The 18,491-nt window shown below is 47.1% G+C and carries 16 protein-coding genes; 13 read left to right on the forward strand and 3 right to left on the reverse strand.

The window, feature by feature from the left end; translation table 11 throughout:
• The first annotated feature begins 135 nt into the window (after positions 1-135).
• The 10 genes from A6049_RS24365 to A6049_RS24410 all read left to right on the forward strand — a co-directional run bounded on the left by A6049_RS24365 (position 136) and on the right by A6049_RS24410 (position 11,595).
• Complete coding sequence (locus A6049_RS24365; protein ID WP_090955239.1) at positions 136-987, forward strand: helix-turn-helix domain-containing protein; 852 nt, start codon at positions 136-138, stop codon at positions 985-987.
• A 173-nt stretch (positions 988-1,160) separates the two neighbouring features.
• A complete protein-coding gene (locus A6049_RS24370) occupies positions 1,161-2,027 on the forward strand; it encodes a DUF6923 family protein (RefSeq protein ID WP_063567133.1) in 867 nt (288 codons plus the stop codon).
• 45 nt (positions 2,028-2,072) lie between these two features.
• The gene (locus A6049_RS24375) at positions 2,073-3,440 is read left to right on the forward strand and encodes an ABC transporter substrate-binding protein (protein ID WP_063567134.1); all 1,368 of its coding nucleotides are present in this window, start codon (positions 2,073-2,075) and stop codon (positions 3,438-3,440) included.
• 127 nt (positions 3,441-3,567) lie between these two features.
• On the forward strand, positions 3,568-4,458 hold the full coding sequence (locus A6049_RS24380; RefSeq protein WP_063567135.1) for a carbohydrate ABC transporter permease: 891 nt from the start codon (positions 3,568-3,570) through the stop codon (positions 4,456-4,458).
• Between the two features lie 22 nt (positions 4,459-4,480).
• The gene (locus A6049_RS24385; protein WP_095206207.1) at positions 4,481-5,389 is read left to right on the forward strand and encodes a carbohydrate ABC transporter permease; all 909 of its coding nucleotides are present in this window, start codon (positions 4,481-4,483) and stop codon (positions 5,387-5,389) included.
• Between the two features lie 14 nt (positions 5,390-5,403).
• Positions 5,404-6,258 (forward strand): metallophosphoesterase family protein, encoded by an 855-nt coding sequence (locus tag A6049_RS24390; protein WP_063567136.1) that lies wholly within the window; start codon positions 5,404-5,406, stop codon positions 6,256-6,258.
• Complete coding sequence (locus A6049_RS24395; protein WP_063567137.1) at positions 6,255-7,463, forward strand: Gfo/Idh/MocA family oxidoreductase; 1,209 nt, start codon at positions 6,255-6,257, stop codon at positions 7,461-7,463. The genes A6049_RS24390 and A6049_RS24395 overlap by 4 nt, the downstream gene beginning before the upstream one ends.
• Positions 7,460-7,981, forward strand: a complete 522-nt coding sequence (locus A6049_RS24400) for a GNAT family N-acetyltransferase (protein WP_063567138.1) — start codon at positions 7,460-7,462, stop codon at positions 7,979-7,981. The genes A6049_RS24395 and A6049_RS24400 overlap by 4 nt, the downstream gene beginning before the upstream one ends.
• A 313-nt stretch (positions 7,982-8,294) precedes the next feature.
• The gene (locus tag A6049_RS24405; RefSeq protein WP_063567139.1) at positions 8,295-9,674 is read left to right on the forward strand and encodes an amino acid permease; all 1,380 of its coding nucleotides are present in this window, start codon (positions 8,295-8,297) and stop codon (positions 9,672-9,674) included.
• Positions 9,675-10,134: 460 nt separating this feature from the next.
• Positions 10,135-11,595: an alpha/beta hydrolase family protein gene (locus A6049_RS24410; protein WP_063567140.1), complete on the forward strand. Its 1,461-nt coding sequence runs from the start codon at positions 10,135-10,137 to the stop codon at positions 11,593-11,595.
• A 26-nt stretch (positions 11,596-11,621) separates the two neighbouring features.
• Here A6049_RS24410 and A6049_RS24415 read toward each other — a convergent pair whose 3' ends face one another.
• Positions 11,622-12,605, reverse strand: a complete 984-nt coding sequence (locus A6049_RS24415) for a MerR family transcriptional regulator (protein WP_145921951.1) — start codon at positions 12,603-12,605, stop codon at positions 11,622-11,624.
• 178 nt (positions 12,606-12,783) lie between these two features.
• On the opposite strand from A6049_RS24415, the gene A6049_RS24420 reads away from it, so the two are divergent.
• The gene (locus A6049_RS24420; RefSeq protein ID WP_063567142.1) at positions 12,784-13,686 is read left to right on the forward strand and encodes an SDR family oxidoreductase; all 903 of its coding nucleotides are present in this window, start codon (positions 12,784-12,786) and stop codon (positions 13,684-13,686) included.
• Between the two features lie 124 nt (positions 13,687-13,810).
• Here A6049_RS24420 and A6049_RS24425 read toward each other — a convergent pair whose 3' ends face one another.
• Positions 13,811-16,315 carry a transglutaminase domain-containing protein gene (locus A6049_RS24425; protein ID WP_063567143.1) on the reverse strand — a complete coding sequence of 835 codons (2,505 nt, stop codon included), beginning with the start codon at positions 16,313-16,315 and terminating at the stop codon, positions 13,811-13,813.
• A gap of 316 nt (positions 16,316-16,631) precedes the next feature.
• On the opposite strand from A6049_RS24425, the gene A6049_RS24430 reads away from it, so the two are divergent.
• Positions 16,632-17,051, forward strand: a complete 420-nt coding sequence (locus A6049_RS24430) for an ester cyclase (RefSeq protein WP_063567144.1) — start codon at positions 16,632-16,634, stop codon at positions 17,049-17,051.
• An 89-nt stretch (positions 17,052-17,140) separates the two neighbouring features.
• Complete coding sequence (locus A6049_RS24435; RefSeq protein ID WP_063567145.1) at positions 17,141-17,557, forward strand: phospholipase domain-containing protein; 417 nt, start codon at positions 17,141-17,143, stop codon at positions 17,555-17,557.
• A 40-nt stretch (positions 17,558-17,597) separates the two neighbouring features.
• Here A6049_RS24435 and A6049_RS24440 read toward each other — a convergent pair whose 3' ends face one another.
• A complete protein-coding gene (locus A6049_RS24440) occupies positions 17,598-18,356 on the reverse strand; it encodes a GNAT family N-acetyltransferase (protein WP_063567146.1) in 759 nt (252 codons plus the stop codon).
• Positions 18,357-18,491: the final 135 nt, after the last annotated feature.

The raw sequence follows: 18,491 nt of genomic DNA on the forward strand, positions 1-18,491 counted from the left end.
TTATTTTCGCTGAATATTTAGATCAAACAACAAAGCAGTCAGCTGGCTCCACCTTCGAAAAAGACAAACTCTTTTACCCACAGTTTATACATCCCGCATAGTAGATTGCTAACGTGATGAAAAGGGGTGATAAGGATGAGAACAACCGAAAGAGCATATCCTGCTGACAATCAGCCTGTACTCACGAGCCATACCCTTGGATGGGATCATCTGCAGGTTTCCCGGTGGCCGAGTCCTCAGCATGCTACCGGGGGGCTTACCGGAACGAAGCATCAGATTGCCATACATTGTTCGGCTTACTATGAGAACTATTACACCATTCACATCCTGCCTGCTGGAGAACCCGTTCTCTGTTCCTGGGGAAAGGCCTCCCTGTATTTCCTGCAGATCGAAATTCCGCCTTCCTATCTGGAGCACATCGCACGTGAATCGGGACTGCTGAAGGAAGGGTATATTCAGTTGGAACTGAAGTATTATGTCAAGGACCCCAAGCTGCTGCAATTAGGACTCTGGTTGCTTGAAGAGCTGCAGAATGGAGGCAGACAAGGAAAGATATATAGTGATTCACTCTCCAATATGCTCATCCTGCATCTCCTGAACCATTATTCTCAGGTATGCACTAACAGCACTCCCTCCAGAATGACGGCCAATCAGGAAATTTATCAGTCCATAGAATATATGAAAGAAAATTTGGAGGCGGAGCTCTCCATCCAGGAGCTTGCTGACAAGGCTGCCCTTAGCCTGTCCCATTATATTCGGCTGTTCAAACAGCAGACGGGGCATACACCGCATCATTATCTGATTCGCCTGCGGATTGAACATTCCAAGCTGCTGATCAGCAAGGGAGAGTACGGGCTGAAGGAAATTGCCGACCGTGCCGGTTTTTCCGATCAGGGTCACTTCACAAGAATGTTCAAGCGGATCGCTGGAACGACGCCCAAACAGTATATGAACGAGGTTTCTTCGAACCGGATCATTCTAAAATGATTGTTTTGTTCAATAAAAACCGCATTTTGTCCAACAGACGTGCTTGGCCTGAAAGCTACAATTAGTTTAAGCCGATCGGGCAGTGAATCCCGCTGGCTAAAACGGGGGTCACTGCTTCTATAATGGACGAACCATTATTGGAGCAGACCTACAATTCAGGAGGCGTTAATATCATGAAACTGAGAAAAGTGTCAGGCTGGGTTTGTGCGGGAATGTTAAGTGCAGGTTCTCTTACATCAGGAGCATGGGCGGTGCCCGTATCGGCCGAAGCTGCGGAAAATGCGGTATATGCTGCACAGGCCGCCATTTCTTGGCATGAGGTGTCCAAGCAAACCTTTTGGCTAACGGATGCCTTTGAGCGCGGACAAGGGGTCACAACAGATGGAAACTCATGGATTTTCAACTCGCAGCTTGGTTTATTAAAGACGGCACTGGACGGAAAGACGGTTCAGAAACGAAATGCGGCAGCAATCCCGGCTGAGATAGCAGTGCAGGGCGGTGACCACATTGGTGACATTTCCTATTACAACGGGTTGATTTATGCTCCTATTGAAGATAGCAAGAAATACGAACATCCCTACATTGCTGTCTATAATGCCTCCACACTTCAATATACCGGAACCTCCTATGCGCTTCCGCTGAACCTTCATCCCGGTGGTGTGCCATGGGTAGCCGTAGATGCCGATCGCGGTCAGGTCTATACGGCCCAGTGGAACAATGCCCCGGTGCTGAATGTGTTTCGACTCAGTGACATGTCCCTCATCAAAACCGTACCGCTTAGTCAGACGATTGATCGTATTCAAGGCGCAGAGATATATAATGGTGCGCTGTATGCCTCCTCCGATAATAATTCCAAGAAATCCGTCTACCGGATTGATCCGGATACCGGAGCTGTCACGCTGGCCTTTGACCGGAACCTCGGAAGTAGTAATGAAGCGCAAGGCATCACTGTACTTCCAACAGCCGAAGGTGCTGTCCTGCATATCCTTGATGTAGACTCCAACCGTGTAAGCATGAATTTCAGACATTATGCATTTTAAACAGAGCCAACAGGAACGCTCTGCACATATGAGGGGAGAAAACAAATGCTAAAGCAGGGGAAAATGGCGCTGATTGCGCTGGGGTTAACGTTAATGCTGGTCGGGTGCGGTCAGGGAGGGGGTAATGCAGCTGATACCAAGGCGGGTACAGGTACAACGGCTTCAACAGCTGATGCAAACACCACTTTGGATCAGACTCCCAAGGAGCCGGTTGAAATTTCGTTCTATTACCCGGTTAACGTAGGTGGGCCACTTACAAAGGTTATTGACGGGATGAGCGCATCTTTTATGGAAAAATTTCCGGATATTAAGGTTAAACCGGTCTATACCGGAAACTACGGAGATAATACGATCAAAATTCAGGCAGGTGTACAGGCCAAGCAGCCGCCAGATGTGGCTGTTATGATGTCGACTGAGCTGTACAGCATGATGGACACGGACGCGATTATTCCTCTGGATGATTTTATCGCCAAGGATGCGGAATATAACAAGGATGATTTCTATCCGGCCTTTGTGGAGGATACCCAAGCGGATGGACATACGTACAGTGTACCGTTCCAGCGAAGCACAATTATTTTGTATTACAACAAAGATATGTTCAAAGCTGCTGGTCTGGACCCGAATAAGCCGCCGACAAACTGGGATGAGCTGGTGGAATATGCCGGGAAGCTGAATCGTGATGGACATACAGGGCTGGAGATTCCGGGGAATGATGACTCCTACTGGATGTTCCAGATGCTTGCCCGCCAAAATGCGAGCGACCCCAAGCAGAACATTATGGGGGACGACGGCAGGAAGGCCAATTTCAATACGCCAGAGAACGTCGAAGCTCTGCAATTCTGGCTTGACTTGTCCCATAAGTACAAGGTAATGCCGGAAGGGGTTATTGATTGGGCGGCTACGCCAACCGATTTTATTGAAGGCAAAACGGCTATGATGATGCACACCAGCGGCAACTTGACGAACGTGAAAACCAACGCCAAATTCGATTTTGGTGTAGCCTTCGCACCAGCCAATAAGCAATACGGATCGCCTACGGGCGGGGGGAATATGTATATTTTCAAAGATACCACACCGGAGAAACAGGCAGCGGCTTGGGAATTTGCCAAGTATATGACTGCTCCGGAACAGGCTGCACTGTTCAGTTCTTCATCCGGCTATGTCGGGGTTCGCAAATCCACCTACGATACGGATGCCATGAAGGCGTACACAGATGGATTCCCGCAGGCACTCGTGGCCCGCGACCAGTTGCAGTATGCGTTCCGGGAGTTATCCACGCATAATCACGGCAAGGTGTCCTCCGCACTGACCAACCAGATTCAATCCGCGCTGGCTGGCAAAATCGATGCGGCCAGTGCATTGAAGGCCGCACAAGAAGAAGCGGATCGTGTGCTCGCTCCTTTTAACAAATAAAGCTGCTGAATTAGAACCTTCCTCAGTTATGATCCTGGCGGGAAGCCATTACAGTACTTCCCGCCGATATTTCTTTCCGCAGTTGCAGGGATGTAAGGCGCAGATTGTACAAGGAGGAAAATCGTGCATGAATACCCGCTGGAACGAAAAGCTTAGGCGGAACGGGTTTGGGTGGGGACTTGTGTTACCATCCCTTCTGTTTCTTGGCATGTTCACCTATTATCCAATGCTTAAATCGGCATGGCTCAGTCTATTTGAGCATAATTTGGCCGTTCGTACGCCCGTATTCGTAGGAATGGACAACTATAAGGCATTGCTGCATGATCCTGTTTTTGTTGAAGTGTTTCGAAATAACATCTGGTTCGCGGTCGGTACGGTTCCCGTCTCGATGGCGCTGGCCTTTGTCATGGCGTTGTTCGCAGATAAAGCGATCCGGGGCAAAGGTGTGGTCCGTATTGCTTTTTTCTACCCGAATATGATTCCAATGATCGCCGCTGCGAGCATTTGGCTGTTTCTTTATATGCCTCAGTTTGGTTTGTTTGCCCGGTTTGCTTCCTGGTTCACAGGAAGCGAGGTTAATCTGCTTGGCAATCCGGATACGGTGCTTGGCTCTCTGATTGTGATGACTGTCTGGAAGGAAGCCGGATATTTCATGATCTTTTATCTGGCTGGCCTGCAGCAAATTCCGAAAGATCTTTACGAGTCGGCTTCGGTAGACGGGATTGGCGTGTGGACGCAGCAGCTGCGGATCACCATTCCATTGACGATGCCCACAACGCTGTTTGTCACCGTCGTCGCGATTACGAACGCCTTCAAATGGGTGGATCATCTGTGGATGATGACCAAGGGAGGGCCGGATCATGCCAGCAGCCTGCTTCTATATTATATCTATGAGACGACTTTTAGTTTCAATGACCAAGGGATGGCGGCGGCAATGACCGTGGTAATGATCGTTCTGCTTCTTGTCATATCCTGCTTCCAGTTTGCGGGATGGGAACGCAAAATTCATTATCAGTAGAAGGTGAAAGGGGATAGGAATCATGAAAAATGCTGCCGAGCTGTCCTTGTCCGCTACATTGCGGCCAGAAAAGGCCAAGCAGTCGCTGAACCGGAAGTTTCGATCCGCAAAGCGCCGCCGGATGGCCGGACAAGCGTTGTGGCATGCAATTATGCTGTTGTTTGCTGCCGCTTGGCTGATTCCGCTAATGTGGATGCTGCGCAATGCCTTTCTTCCAAAGGATGCGTCCATTGGCGCAGGTTGGTCCTGGGATTTTACGCTGGATAATTTCAGTCGGGTCTGGCAAGGGGCACCGTTCGGACAATACATGTGGAATACTCTACTTGTAACCTCTGGAATATTTGCAGTTCAGATTGTTACATTAACCCTGGCCGCATATGCGTTTGCCCGCGTTGCTTTTGTTGGGCGCCAGTTTGTCTTTATGCTCTTTCTCGTCCAGATAATGGTCCCATCGGATGTACTCATTTTCTCCAACTACCAAATCATTAACGAGTTGGGACTGCTGGATACAAAGATCGGTATTATGCTGCCTTATTTTGCTTCTGCGTTTGGCGTTTTCCTGTTAAGGCAGGCCTTTAAGCAGCTTCCGAACGAACTGGATGAGGCTGCGCGTGTAGAGGGTTGCTCTTCACTAGGCATTTTGCTGCGTATTTATATGCCGCTGTCGAGGCCCGTCTATCTTTCGTTTGCGATCGTTTCCATCAGCTTTCACTGGAACGATTTTCTTTGGCCGCTTATTGTGACGAATTCCCCGGAAAATCGTCTGCTGACTGTAGGGCTGGCGATGTTTGCCAAATCAACCGAATCAGGTGCTCAGTGGACGGATGTCAGCGCAGCAACCCTGATTGTAACGGCGCCGATGCTGATTGGCTTTCTGTTGTTCCAACGGCAGTTTATCAGTAGCTTTATGCATTCAGGCATCAAAGGATAAGGGAGATTATGATAATGAGACTGATTGTAATGGGCGATTTGCACTATTCTAGCGAGTTGGTAGAGGTGGATGATCAGATGATTCAGGCCAGGGAGGCTTTCTATACCGGTTATCTGTCAGAGTTTTTGGCATTCTCCGCTGACTATCATCTGTCTATTGGTGATCTGACACATGCCGGCGAACCCTCGGAGTTCGATTTTATTATGAGCAAGGTTAAAAGTGAGCTATCGCAAGGTGAATTTTTATATGCGCTTGGCAATCATGACACGCATACCTGTTCCAAGGTCGATCTTCAGGCAAGGACGGGACAGCATCGCTATCTGGCCATTGAAGAAGAGGAGGCAGTGCTGCTAGTACTAGACACTGCGCGTGAGAATCCCGACCATTGGGGCGGTATGATCGATGAAGAGCAACTGAACTGGCTGCGCGAACAGATGAACAGGTACGGACAGAAGCCGCTGCTCGTGTTCGCCCATCATCCGGTATACGCTACAACGGCCAGATCCACGGAGCCGATGATGTCTCTTGATGCAGCACTCGATATCTGGTCGATACTGAATGAACATCAGGGACCGGGCGTTTTCTTTAACGGACATAATCATGTTCAGTCTGTCTTCCAACGTGATCTTTGGCATTTCGTACAATTGGCAGCCGTAACGGATATCCCTGCGGTGCTGCTCGTGAACCTACAGGAGCAGCAGTTGAGCATCAATACTATTTTGCTGAAGGGGACACCGTATCAGGAGCTGGCAAACATTTTTGTCAAAGGCATGTATGATTATGAACCGCATCCTGATGCCAAAGGCGACGGCCATTCGGCAGAACTGATTGTGTCACTATCCTCTCAGAAGAAAGGGATGACGCGATGACCCGCAGGCGGGTAAGGCTGGCTATAGTCGGAGGCAACCGGGGGGCAAGCTTTCTGAATGCCTTGCATTCTCTGGCTGATCGTATTGATCTGACGGCTACTTGTGATTTGAATGAACTGGTTCTGGAGCAATGGAAAGGGATTTTTCCGGGGATCAGAACGTATAGCAATTATTCGGAAATGCTGCAGGACGCTTCTATTGATGCCGTCTTTGTAATTAGCCCCATGCATATGCATGCTCGACATTCCATTGATGCACTGAACGCAGGCAAGCATGTGTTAAGTGAGGTGATTGCTGTGCAGTCGCTTGAGGAAGCCTGGGAATTGGTCGAGACGGTGGAGCGCACAGGTTTGAAATATATGATGTCAGAAAACTATTGTTTCTCCAGGTCCAATCTTACGGTTAATTACATGGCGCAACAAGGGTTATTCGGGGAGATTACCCATGTTGAGGGTGGCTATATTCATGATTTACGTCATCTGATTCATCATCCGGACGGCTCACTTACTTGGCGAGGACAGCTCCACCAAAATTATAACGGGGTCAATTATCCGACGCATTCGATTGGGCCTGCCGCGCAGTGGATCGGGCTGAATAAACCGGGAGGAGATCGGCTTAAAAGCATCTCGACGCAAGTTTCCAAACCGAGGGCGTTGCAGAATTATTTTAGCGAGCAGTTTGGCAAGGACCATCCTGCTGCCCGTGAAGGTTACTGGAGTCAAGGGGATTCAGCCGTAGCCGCGCTGGTGACCGAGAATGGCGTTCTGATTACGCTGCGTATCGACTGGGTCTCCGTCCGGCCGCATAATAAAACTCATTACATGCTACAGGGAACTAGGGGAGCTTACTTGTCCGCGCGTCATCCCTATGAGGAAGATCTCGTATGGCTGCAGAACCGCTCTCCGGTAAACGGAGAGGATGGCTCAGAAGTATGGGATAAAATGTCCTGTTATCAGCCTGAATATGATCATCCCAAATGGAAGCAGTGGGGTCACTTAGCGGCGGGCACGAAGCATGGTGGGGGCGATTTTCTGGTGCTGGAGGAATTCATCTCGGCGATTCAGGAAAACCGCAGCCCGCTGGTTGATGTGTATGATGCCGTGACCTGGAGCGCGGTCTTTTTCCTCTCGATGCAATCCGTGAAGCAGGGCGGGAACATGGTTTCCTTTCCAAACTTTAGAGTAAAGGCAGGCTTTACAGGATGAGGGATGAACGCTCCAAGCTGGTCATGAAAAAGGATACTTTGGCAGATCTGCCTCAGCTGGACATACCGGAAGGCTACAGCTTGAGATCGTTTCAATCCGGTGATGTAACGGAATGGGAGCATGTGATCCGAATTTCTTTTGCCAGGGAGATTGCCTTCGGCGACAAGATCGGATTTCAGCCGCCGTTTTTGCCCGAGAAGATTCTGTTTCTCTGTTATCAGGGGCTTGCCGTTGCCACTGCTGTAGCATGGGAGAAAGAGGACAGGGATATCGACTGTGGATATCTGCATATGGTGGGTGCTCTGCCGGGGCACTCCGGGAAAGGGCTTGGATATACCATTGCACTAGCGGCCTTGCACCGAATGAGAGATGAGGGGAAGCAAGCGGCCCTGCTTGAGACGGATGACTTCAGGCTCCCTGCAATTGCAATCTATCTCCGATTGGGATTTGTTCCATTATTCATGGAGGATGGACACAGTGGCCGTTGGGAAAAGGTATTCAACGAACTGATGCGTTAACTTGGCATTCAGAAAGGTTTTTGTCATCTACGTATTGCCCCCGAACGGAGTTATTAGGCGGTACTGTTATTGGCCTTGTGCCGGCTAAACCGTTTCACCGTATATCCACTGGTGCTTCGCGGCTGGTGGATTTTTTGTATAGCAGAGCAGTTACCTGTTGAGAAAACGCTGACCCGCCAATGACGTGTAACATGATTTTGTGCACTGAATCCGCTTCCTTACATTCCTTGTTGTATTTCTGTGGCACATCTCGTACAATTTGGTGAAGTAATTCTGCATTGCGTTAATGTGGATGTGAAAAGGGGAGAATCGTTTGGAATCAAAGCAACTATCTAGAGGGCTAAAGCCCCGCCATGTAGAGCTGATTGCACTCGGAGGTACGATCGGGGTCGGATTGTTCATGGGATCGGCAAGTACTATCAAATGGGCAGGTCCTTCGGTGCTGCTGGCCTATTTGCTGGCCGGGATCATTATCTTTTTTGTCATGCGTATTATGGGGGAAATGTTGATTCAGGAGCCTGTCACCGGTTCATTTGCCACATTTGCTCATAAGTATATCAGTCCACTCGCCGGGTTCCTGACTGCCTGGAGTTACTGGTTCCTCTGGGTAACGGTTGGTATGGCGGAAGTCACCGCGATTGGGATTTATGTAGGCTACTGGTTCCCGGATATTCCACAATGGCTGCCTGCCTTGGCTGGGGTGCTTATTATTGCAGCAGCGAATCTGGCAGCGGTAAAGTACTATGGAGAATTCGAATTCTGGTTTGCACTGATCAAGGTGATGGCAATTGTCTTCATGATCGTGATCGGAACCGGACTGATCTTCTTCGGCTGGGGGAACGGAGGACAGCCCATTGGGCTATCGAATCTGGTGAGCCATGGCGGATTTTTCCCAGGAGGGATCAAAGGTTTCCTCTTTGCCCTGTGTATCGTAACGGCTGCATACCAGGGCGTTGAAATGGTAGGGATTACGGCAGGTGAAGCGGAAAATCCGAAGATCACGCTGCGTAAAGCGATCAAAAACATCGTGTGGCGTATTCTCATTTTTTACGTTGGGGCCATTTTTGTCATCGTGACATTGTATCCTTGGAATGAAGTGGGAGAGACGGGAAGTCCGTTTGTACTGACGTTTGCCAAAGTCGGGATTGTCGCTGCTGCGGGAATTATCAACTTTGTTGTGCTTACCGCCGCGATGTCGGGATGTAACAGTGGGATCTATAGTGCAGGACGTATGCTTTACACGCTTGCGGAGAATGGACAGGCACCGGCCTTTTTCAAAAAGCTGTCCAAAGGCGGGGTTCCCCGCAACAGTATTATCATCACGATTTCCTTGCTGCTGGTGGGTGTGGTGCTCAACTACCTGATGCCGGACTCCAAACTGTTCCTGTACATCTATAGCGCAAGTGTTCTTCCGGGGATGGTTCCGTGGTTCGCGCTGGCCTTCAGCCAGTTCAGGTTCAGAAAGCGTTGGGGCAATGAGATGGCTGAACACAATTTTAAATCCAAATGGTTCCCAATCAGCAACTATATCATCATCGTATATCTGACGCTCGTTATTATCGGTATGGCATTTAACCCGGATACGCGGTTACCCCTCATTGTTGGGGCTACATTTATGGCGATCGTTGTGATCGGTTATTTTGTATTTGGCATAGGAAAAAGACAGCGGGTAGATGAAGGCGAAGATCACTAACTTATATATTATAAAACCGTTGGTGTTAATATGTTTAGAAGTTGTGCCTGAATTTTACACCGGAACGGAGAGGGAAAAACCAATCTGAAGAAGCGAAGCGTGCGCCTAAAAGCTTTCTGAAAGAAAGCTACATCGGAAGCATACGCTAACCCGGATTTTCCCTTTTTAAAAAGTTGAATCAAAAAATCTGGGGATAAGAGCGATCGGAAGATGGTACTGCACTCGTAGTGGCAAGGTGTATAATTTCCCTAGTCAACTTAATATCTTAATATCATACGTGCATTCCTTGAATACATGGGAGAACCTTCGGGAGATCCAGTGTCATACAGGGAGTGCATTTTTTTGTTTTCAAAATTCATGCTTGAATCTCCTGTAACTGGAGGTTTTATGATTGGAAATAGAAGAGCTGCTGCACGATATATTTTAATTTCAGTTGTGGCAGAGAAGGGGGCAAGGAATAATGAGAACACTGGAATGGATTTATCTTATTTTCAATGTAGTAATGCTGGTATGGTTGATTGGGGGCCGAAACAAACCTCGGAAAATGGTGTGGGGAGGATGGGTCATATCGGTTGTATTATTGCTGGTACATGGGGTGCTTGAGGGATTGCGTTGGCCCATGATTCCGGCGTATTTGCTCACACTGGTTCCACTGATTGTGTTAATCGCTAAAAGGTCAAAATCAACCGTTATGCGGAAATTCGGACGTGTTCGAATCATCGGAACATCGCTGTTGGTATTGGTATACGCTGCTGTGACAATCGGGCTGCCACTCCTGTTCCCGGTATTTTCGTTTGATAAACCAACAGGACCTTACGGAATCGGTACGGTATCCTACGATTGGACGGATGAGAGCCGGGAGGAATTGCTGACGAGTACTGCCGGAGACAAACGGGAACTGATGGTGCAGATCTGGTATCCAACGGTTAAAGACACCAAGGGAACAACGGCTCCTTACGTGAATGATCCGAAAGTGTATGCAACAGCCTTTAATGATGTACTGACGCTGCCAAAGCTTCTATTTTCATGCCTGAGTCAAGTCAAAACCCATGCTATTCAGGAGGCATCATTGTCTGATGCGGAAGCCAAGTATCCGGTCATTCTTTTCTCTCATGGCCTACACGGATATGAAAGCCAAAATACGTTCCAGGTGGAGCAACTGATCAGTCAAGGTTATATTGTTGTGGGCATTAATCATACGTACAGCAGTCTGGTCTCGGTATTCCCGGATGGGCGTGTGTCGCAATTTGAATCGGAGGGCAAGGAAGGATTCGATCAACTGCAGTTCAGTTATATGGACAAGCTCAACGAGACATGGGTGAAGGATGCGCAATTTGTGCTGGATCAAGTGGAGAAACTGGCTGCCAATGACGCAAACGGGCGTTTTAACGGTCATCTAGATCTGGACAACATCGGCATGTTTGGACATTCATTTGGCGGGGCAACAACCGTACAGATGCTGATGGATGATCCTCGTGTCAAAGCAGGTATGAACATGGATGGCGTATTGTTTGGAGAGAAGCGTATTCCTGCTGAAGGTGTAGGCAAACCGTTTCTCATGATGAGCGCGGATACAACCGTTGCAGGTACAAGTGTCATGAGTGACGACGAGATTGCAGCTATGGGTACGACTCGTCCGGAAGCCGAGAAATATTACGAAGAAGTGTATGCACGTTATGAACCGGTGACCGCGGGAGGGAACTACTGGATGGAGCTGAGTAATACCAAACATTTAAGCTTCTCGGACCTCTATCTGGTATCTCCCATTCTGGAATGGTCACAGGGTGTAGATGCAAGGAAAGCACACCAAATTGTAAATGATACAACAATCGACTTCTTTAACCACTATCTGAAAGGGCAACCGCTCCAGTTGGACAGTGAAGTGGGAGAACACACATCCTATTCATTGAAAAAAGGTTGAATGTAAAAATGGAAGAGGACTGGAATTCAGACTTCTTCCATTTGTTTTAACCGCAGTCGCATGCCTTCCTGGAACAGATTAATGCCGTCCACGATCTCGCTCCATTCAGGATTCACGATCTTGCAGAGCTTGTTAAAACGAAGGATGCGCTCTGTAACGGAGTCGAGCATATATCGAGCTTGTTTGCGGAAAAATGCTTCCGGATCTCCAGCATGTTCAATACTGGCGTACATCATCACAAAATCCCACACCATGCTCTGCACTGCAGGGCTATCTAACGGCCAACGTTTGTCTAGAGCTTCGGTGGCACGAATACGGATGGTCTCCATTTTTTTCACCCAGGCGTCTGCTTCAATCTGTGGATGATTCGCCATGGTGAAGAAGGGAAGTTCGAGGCGGGCCAGATCGGCGATGTAGGCCGGATCGTTGATGATTTCCTGGATTTCCTTCCATGCCAGTGTTTGCTGGGCAGACAGCTTTGTATCTTTCATCATGTATTTATCGAAAAAATGCAGAAACGAAACTCTCCATTCGTGGGGGATTCCGTCCAGCAGGTGAGATTCTTCCATTTTGGCGGAGATGAATTGTTTTCTTTTTTGAGCATTGACGGTCAGCGAATCCACCAGGCTTGAAACATGGGTAAGAGACTGTCCGGAATGAAGCGTATCTTCTACTTCCTGCTCTTTGGCTTGTTGCAGAATGGAGAGCATGGAATTCATGGTCCCGATCTGAGTTTCCAGGGCTTCAATTTGTAGATCCAGCGCCTGTGACACGCCAAGTTCACCGGACATCAGCTTGCGAATATCCGATATGCCAAAATTCAAATAGCGTAGCGTTGTGATAAGTTCCAGCCGCCATACGTCTTGCGGTGTATAAAGACGGTGACCACCTTCTGTATGAAAAGAGGGCCGGAGCAACTCGATTTCATCGTAATAACGAATCGTTTTGACAGTCGAGCCGATCATTTTGGCAGCTTCACCGATCGAATATGTATCTTTGCTTTGATTCAATAAAATCACCTCAGGATCTATTATACAACCTCCAGTTACAGGAGATTCAAAGTAGGAAGGTTTGCCATGGAAATGTTCAGAGCCAGTTTAAATTCCACCCATCTCGGTTACAAAGGAAAGAGTGCAACTTTTATGAAAACAACATAATAAATAAAATAAATCCGAGGAGGAATTGTACATGGCTAATCAAGACCAGCACACCATGCAAGATCCGACGACACAATATCCGAAGGCAACATCAGATTGGAAGCAGCAGCAGGATGAGCCCGGGCTTCAACGTGAAATGACTCCTGTACCTGATGCAGGTGAAAAAAGCTATAAAGGCAGCGGCCGTCTGACCGGACGTAAAGCTGTTGTAACCGGAGCAGACAGCGGTATTGGTCGGGCAGCCGCCATCGCTTTTGCTCGTGAAGGTGCGGATGTCGTTCTGGCTTACCTTCCCGAGGAAGAAGCCGATGCGAAGGAAGTGGTCAAGCTGATCGAAGAAGCAGGCCGCAAGGCTGTTGCGATTCCAGGTGACCTCAAGGATGAGAAATACTGCGAAGAACTCATTGAATCTGCTGTAAAAGAGCTCGGTGGGATCGATATCCTCGCCAACGTGGCAGGTAAACAGCAGTTTGTTGAGCAGATCGCCGACCTGACTACAGAACAATTTGATGCGACATTCAAAACCAATGTCTATTCAATGTTCTGGCTCTGTAAAGCAGCTGTGAAACACATGAAGCCAGGCAGCTCCATCATTAACACGTCTTCTATTCAGGCATATAAGCCATCTCCAATCCTGTTGGATTATGCGACAACAAAGGCTGCAATCAACACCTTCAGCAAAGCGCTGGCCCAGCAAGTCGGCAGCAAAGGCATCCGTGTGAACGTTGTCGCACCAGGTCCGGTATGGACGCCGCTTCAGGTGGTCGGTGGACAGCCCGTAGAGAAGCTTGCTGATTTTGGATCTAATACTCCGCTTGGTCGTGCAGGGCAGCCTGCGGAAATGGCGCCAGCGTTTGTGTTCCTGGCGAGTCAGGAATCGAGCTATGTGAGCGGTGAAACGCTGAACGCCAATGGCGGTACAGTTAGTCCGTAATTTTGGATATAAAAAGCCTATGAGTCATAGGTCAGTGATCATAGGCAAGTGAAGCAAAGAACTCCATTCCCGATAAAGGTGAATGGAGTTCTTTGTTGTTATGGAATTTTTCTTAATTATTGAATTACTTCTGATCCGGGTTAGGCTCCAGAATGGCGTAGCTGCCGAGCGTGGCCAATTGAGCCGTATTCAGCAGGGCTTCATCTACCGCAGCGAGGGCTTCACCGGCAGCTGTCATCAGCTCATCAGAGTCCACAGGTGAGGCAAAACGGAGAATCACCCGATTTTCTCCATTTTTCAGTTCACTCTCAGCCTTCGTTTTGAATTCACTAATCGAAGCGACTTCGAGATCGTTCTGTATATAATAATCGTTCGCATCACTTTCGCCATTAAACAGGGCGAGTTCGGAATCAAGCCAGTAATCCTTATCGGCTATCGTTTTCTGACTTGCAGCCGTCTCATCATTTGCATTGTACAGGAAGTAAGGAATACCGGAATTGGTCAGATTGTTGGTGGCATCCACATGGAACCATTCATTTCCGATTTTCACCTTATTCCACGCATGAGGAACACCACTAGATGCTCCCGTTACGACGATGCTTTCCAGTCCAGACAGATCGGAGAGCAGTTTGTAGACGGAAGCATAGCTGGCACATACGCCAACACCTTTGACAAGGATACCATAAGTGGTAAACGAATCATTGAACTGTGCATCGACATTTTTAAAGTTGTTCTGTTCTGCATTTTCTAATGCTGCATCGTCATACTCCGCGTTATCGTTCAGATAATCGTAGATGGCTTTCCGTTTCTCATCATCCTTCATGCCATCCTTGATGATGGAAGCAACAACTTCGTTTGCTTTGGCAATAATCTCGCTCTGCTTCTTCTGGATGACATCTGCCGATTCATTGTAATGGATCGAAAGGGTAAGTGTACCGTAGTTGTATTCAAAACCTTCCACACCCAGAATCAATGGATTCTGGTACATCACTTTCAGGACAACATCGGAGAGTGTTGTGAAATTTTGGGCCTCTGGAAAAGCTTTTAATGAGATCTTGTCTTGGGCAGCAACCATGTTTTTAGCCAAAACTTCTTCCAATGCAGAATCTGCATTGATCATTGCATCGCCTGTAGCCGGCTCAGGCACGGTTTCCTGATTACCTTGCTCCACATTTTGCTGTGTATTGGATTTCTGCTCATCCACCAGATTGTCCTCTTCAACTTCGGAAGCTGGATCAGGTGATTCATTGGAAGTTTCTTCGGAAGCCTTATCGGAAGTATTATCGTCAGCCTCGGTGGATGCAGAATCAGTATCGGCTTCTGACGTTCCAGTATCGGTTGTGGACTCCGTAGATGGAGCTTCCACTGCTGGTTCTGTTTCTGCTTCCGATGCAGGCGTATCATGATTGTTGATAATGGTTGGCACATCAGGTGCAGGGACGTATGGTGTGTCATTTTTCGGTTCTACCAGTCCGTTACTGGACTCGGCAACCGTTTGATTATTCAATTTGTCCAGATCTTCTTGAGTGATATTCTCTACGCGTACGTAACTTTTCAGAGCTGTTCCTTTAACGTGAAAAGGAATATTCGTTTCATTGAACTCCGAAATCTCTACGTTGGCGGTATCATAAACAATCGTCTCACGGGCTAAGGAACCATCATTGTACTCAACTGTCGTTTTTTGGGGAAGTACATCTATATTCTTTAATTTCTCCCTATACAATTGTTCTTTCAAAGCTGTTGGTAACTGGGAAGCAAGCGGAGCTGTAGGGACACCTTTGCTAAAATTGGATTCTTTTCCTCCACCTAGTGCAGTGACGTAATATTCTCCTCGTATACCATGGTTCTGATGAGTAGTTATCAGTTCATTATAAGTGCCGAGCCCGCCTTTTCCGTCTCTCAAAAAATCATTGAAAGACGTCTCTGTCGTTACCGCAAGATCTAAAGGCAGACTATTATTAAAAGCATCCTCTGCACCGGTCACAGGCTTGTTTGTATCAAAGTAAGTTAGGTCAGAACGCTCATAAATTTTATATTCGGTTGCACCTTCAACCTTGTCCCAGACCAACTTTAACCGTCTGTCTTTATCAATCTCGTATCTTAGGTTGGGCACAGGTAACTCCGATTTCACTGTAAACGGAATAATGATGGGTTGATTAAGCAGTGTTAGCTTCTCCGCATCCGGATCATAGTTCAGACGAATGTAATAGATAGGGGCACCGCCCCAAGAACTTTGATGCGTGTTATTTAATGAATCGGAGCTTAGTACACCCGATCCAAGAGGCTCAATAGAAACATTGTTGTCATTGATTTCTGATATTGCATAAACTTTGCTGGCTTTGAGTGCTTTAATATCGGTATGTACACTAATAATGTCACTAGCTGACAGGTTATTTTTACGTAAATCTGCTTTAAACTTGAACGTAAATTCTTCATCTTGAGCTACGTTATACATCGGCATAATCGCTTTATTCGATTCAGATCCGTACTTCTGCTTCAAACTTAATACGCTAGAGCCTTCTACTATTTCTGTGGGGTTATTCTCGGACGGGCTACTCTCCTTGTCATTGCTCTGGCATCCAGCCAATAACAGGGTGAGCGTAAACATAATCAAAAATAAACGTTTCATGGTACACCACTTTCTCGTTTTTCTAAGTTGTTGCAAAGGCTAATTTCTAAAAAATCTAAACATCGAACATTATCATTCTGGTTAAAACTCATTTTCGAACCTCTTATCAGCAAAACCTCCTATTAATTCCCTAATGTCTTTTGCTAGTCTATGGTCATATAGACTTATTGTCAAGATATGTAATGGTATATTATGACTATATACAATAGAGTGAAAATCGTGTATTAGAGTTAGTCAAATTGATCTTTGCGAGAGAGTGAGAATTGTTGAGACTTCTGGTACAATGCATGATAAAACGAAAAATGGAGTGGATCGGATGACGCCAGAACAGATTGTCAGAACTTTTTTTGAAGAAGTGCGCTCGGGTCGCAATCTTGATTATGCCAATACACTAATGGCCGAGCAGGTACTGGCTCACCAGGTGATCTCAGAAGAGGAAGTGACAGTCACAAGAACGCCCTCCGTCTATGCGGATCATGTGAGGGAAATGATTGAGGCGTACGGAGATTTTTCGCTGCAGATTCAGGAGTTGCTTGCACAGGGGGATAAAGTATATGTACGCTGGAGACAAGTGGGTACTCATGTTGGAGAAGTGGATGGATATGCGCCGACCAACCTGCCCGTGATTGAAATGGCGAGTGCGGTATATCGAGTGGAGAATGAGAGAATTGCAGAATACTGGATTCAGATCGACAGGCTGGGGATCGAAAAACAATTGGAGCGCAATCAGAGCTGATAACCAGCTCTTTCACAGGAGAGATTTCTTAAACTGTATAATACAGAGATATAGCAGGTGGAGGTGACATCATAAAACACATCACAAAAATGGCAATGGCTGTTCTAGCCGCCACCGCGATCATTACTACAGTAATAACAACAGCATCAATGAATAATGAAACAGTTGTCACTACATCCACGACATTATCAGTAATTAATAATGAGGAGCTCGCAGGTACTGCGACTACGAAACAGTTTAATATCCCGGTGGGATTTGAATATGTGAAGGTGAGCTTTAAAAACACAGGTTCGAAAGTGTTTACGTTCACGATCAACCAAGGATCTACTGATGGAACCGCAAAAATGTCTTATACTGTCCCAGCAGATGGTAAAGAGCATACTTATTGGAGTGACCAAGCTTGGTCAACGGGTTGGTTTTATGTGAGCATGTCTTCTGCACAAGGGATGTCCGGCAAATTGAGTGTGCGTTTGGGTACAGACCTCAATAAATTGACAAGTTTGTAAAAGCCATCGGCTCATGCTGGTAGAGTGATTGTAGAAAAGCCTAAGCTTTCTTAATCCTATACCAGTATGTATAGATTTCCGAGAATCCAAGTTTGGCATATAGTTTTATTGCGGGAGCATTATTAGCAACTACTTGCAGGTAACTGGAGGTAGCGCCATTCTCTTTTCCCCAGTGCAATAGATGAAGGATCATCTGCTCGGCTAATCCCCGATTCCGAAAGTTAGCGTCCGTAATAATGTCATACAGTCCAATATAGCCTCGTTCCACCACACCGAATCCACAAGCAACGACTTGTCCGTCGATGAACAGCGAGATGAAACCTGTGCGCGTACGGATGTTGGTCAACATTTGTTCCATCGTTCCCCGATGCAGATCATTTACCTGATTTAGTCTGCAAAAGTGATCCAGCCACTCTCCGGTTAACTGTTCGTCCATTTTTACAGCAGAGTGCTCAGGCTCCTTAATGGTATCCAAGCTCCGAGTCTGGACCCGGCTCAGATCCACAACATCATACCCCTTTTCATGTAAAAGCTGGTCGAGATGATCCGGCTGGATAAACGGCGTAATCTTGAATATGGTACTTAATTGATTGGAAGCGTAGATTCGCTCGCATTGCTCGATCTTTTCATGCACATCTTGGGTAGAGTAGTGAAGGGGTTGAATGGAGTTGGCGCGCTTCGTATATCCCTGTGCAAAACGCAGTACCCATCCGTCAAAAAGTAAGGTGGATAAGGGCTGCCAATGGTTGAGTGATAGTTCCTCAATGGTTTTATAATCCGAATTCGATGTAGGGATCATATCTATCCTCCTATCTTATAATTTTATAATAATACATATTAATGAATAAAAATTCAATATGAAATATGTAATAGCGCTGAACATTATGCATAGAGTCACAGAATGGGTTACAATTTGAATGAATAAATTAGAATT

The sequence above is a fragment of the Paenibacillus sp. O199 genome (assembly GCF_001636635.1).
In the GTDB taxonomy this organism is placed as follows: Bacteria; Bacillota; Bacilli; order Paenibacillales; family Paenibacillaceae; genus Paenibacillus; species Paenibacillus marchantiae.

Excerpts from the sequence above, each read along its gene's own strand:
- A6049_RS24380 (WP_063567135.1), top strand. The coding sequence starts at position 3,568 with ATGAATACCCGCTGGAACGAAAAGCTTAGGCGGAACGGGTTTGGGTGG.
- A6049_RS24440 (WP_063567146.1), bottom strand. The coding sequence starts at position 18,356 with ATGATCCCTACATCGAATTCGGATTATAAAACCATTGAGGAACTATCA.
- A6049_RS24395 (WP_063567137.1), top strand. The coding sequence starts at position 6,255 with ATGACCCGCAGGCGGGTAAGGCTGGCTATAGTCGGAGGCAACCGGGGG.
- A6049_RS24370 (WP_063567133.1), top strand. The coding sequence starts at position 1,161 with ATGAAACTGAGAAAAGTGTCAGGCTGGGTTTGTGCGGGAATGTTAAGT.
- A6049_RS24400 (WP_063567138.1), top strand. The coding sequence starts at position 7,460 with ATGAGGGATGAACGCTCCAAGCTGGTCATGAAAAAGGATACTTTGGCA.
- A6049_RS24390 (WP_063567136.1), top strand. The coding sequence starts at position 5,404 with ATGAGACTGATTGTAATGGGCGATTTGCACTATTCTAGCGAGTTGGTA.
- A6049_RS24425 (WP_063567143.1), bottom strand. The coding sequence starts at position 16,315 with ATGAAACGTTTATTTTTGATTATGTTTACGCTCACCCTGTTATTGGCT.
- A6049_RS24375 (WP_063567134.1), top strand. The coding sequence starts at position 2,073 with ATGCTAAAGCAGGGGAAAATGGCGCTGATTGCGCTGGGGTTAACGTTA.
- A6049_RS24430 (WP_063567144.1), top strand. The coding sequence starts at position 16,632 with ATGACGCCAGAACAGATTGTCAGAACTTTTTTTGAAGAAGTGCGCTCG.
- A6049_RS24435 (WP_063567145.1), top strand. The coding sequence starts at position 17,141 with ATGGCAATGGCTGTTCTAGCCGCCACCGCGATCATTACTACAGTAATA.
- A6049_RS24410 (WP_063567140.1), top strand. The coding sequence starts at position 10,135 with ATGAGAACACTGGAATGGATTTATCTTATTTTCAATGTAGTAATGCTG.
- A6049_RS24420 (WP_063567142.1), top strand. The coding sequence starts at position 12,784 with ATGGCTAATCAAGACCAGCACACCATGCAAGATCCGACGACACAATAT.
- A6049_RS24365 (WP_090955239.1), top strand. The coding sequence starts at position 136 with ATGAGAACAACCGAAAGAGCATATCCTGCTGACAATCAGCCTGTACTC.
- A6049_RS24385 (WP_095206207.1), top strand. The coding sequence starts at position 4,481 with ATGAAAAATGCTGCCGAGCTGTCCTTGTCCGCTACATTGCGGCCAGAA.